1 protein-coding gene is annotated in these 1,350 nt (G+C 38.8%); it reads right to left on the bottom strand.

Annotated features, from left to right (window positions below; all coding sequences use genetic code 11):
- Nucleotides 1-53: 53 nt before the first annotated feature.
- Nucleotides 54-1,259, bottom strand: coding sequence for an IS256 family transposase (locus tag M1P97_RS26200; protein WP_249390621.1), 1,206 nt, complete (start codon nt 1,257-1,259; stop codon nt 54-56).
- Nucleotides 1,260-1,350 lie beyond the last annotated feature (91 nt).

The raw sequence follows: 1,350 nt of genomic DNA, 5'->3' as shown, positions 1-1,350 counted from the left end.
GGGACTATCCACAATTTTGTGTAAATTCAAAACTACAGGAACCGAATCCGGGTTTAAACCCGGATTCGGTTTTCAAATATAGTCAAAAACTGATTAAAAATCAGTCCCCAGTTCCATATGGGTTGATACCATTTTTTCTCAATCTCGCTAATAGCCAGATAAACAGACTTCTTAAGAGCTTCATCATTAGGGAATGAAAGCTTGTTTTTAGTGTATTTGCGGATCTTCCCGTTCAGATTCTCTATAAGATTAGTCGTATAGATGATTTTTCTTATTTCAATGGGGAAATCAAAGAAAGAGGTCAGCTCATCCCAATTAGCCCGCCAGGAACGGACAGCGTATGGATATTTTGCTCCCCATTTTTGCTCAAACATATCCAGTTCCAGTAAAGCAGCCTCTTTTGTGGGAGCATTATAAATATTCTTTAAATCAGCGGTAAACTCTTTTTTCTCCTTCCAGACAACGTATTTACACGAGTTACGGATCTGATGCACAACACAGATTTGAGTGGTCGAATCAGGGAAAACGCTCTTGATTGTTCCCGTGAAACCATTCAGGTTGTCAGTGACAGTTATTAATATATCCTCTACTCCACGAGCTTTTAAATCTGTGAGAACACCCATCCAGAAAGAGGCACTTTCGGTTTTACCTACCCACATACCCAATATCTCTTTTATACCTTCCTTGTTAAGACCGACACACAGGTAAACGGTCTTGTTAATCACCTTACCATTCTCCCGAACCTTAAAGACTATACCGTCCATCCACACGATCAAATAAAGACTCTCCAATGGCCGATTCTGCCATTCTACAGCGGCTTGGGTGACTTTACTCGTTATGATGGATATAGCTGATGTAGACAGGGTTATTCCATAGATTTCTTTCATTTCCTCTTCTATATCTGAAACACTCATACCTTTGGCATACAGCGATATGACCAGCTTCTCTATTGAAAGACCACGAGACTGATGTTTGGGTACTATCACCGGTTCAAACTCTCCCTGACGGTCACGAGGTATTTCTATATAAGATTCACCATACTCGGTTTGAATCTTTTTAGGGTATTTGCCGTTGCGAGAGTTGCCGGTATTTATACCTGAGGCTGAATGTTTTTCATATCCTAAATGAGCATCCATCTCACCTTCAAGCATTTGTTCAAGGACTCGACTGTGAAGAGTCGTTAGAAACTTACTTACGTCTTCTTCGCTTTTAAATTGACTTAAGAACTCCTTGCTCAATAATTCTTTGGGAATCTCCATAAAATTTACATTTTTCAAATTTAATAAATAAAAAAAACTACAAGTAACAATACCTGTAGTTTTTCATTTACACAATTTTATGGACAGTGTC

Origin of the sequence: Parabacteroides leei (assembly GCF_023369805.1) — a bacterium.
In the GTDB taxonomy this organism is placed as follows: domain Bacteria; phylum Bacteroidota; class Bacteroidia; order Bacteroidales; family Tannerellaceae; genus Parabacteroides; species Parabacteroides leei.
Note: the sequence above shows the minus strand (reverse complement) of the source record. Positions and strands in the feature narration are given on the sequence as shown.

What these genes read in the sequence shown, in the direction of transcription:
- M1P97_RS26200 (WP_249390621.1), bottom strand. Translation starts at nt 1,259, where the DNA reads ATGGAGATTCCCAAAGAATTATTGAGCAAGGAGTTCTTAAGTCAATTT.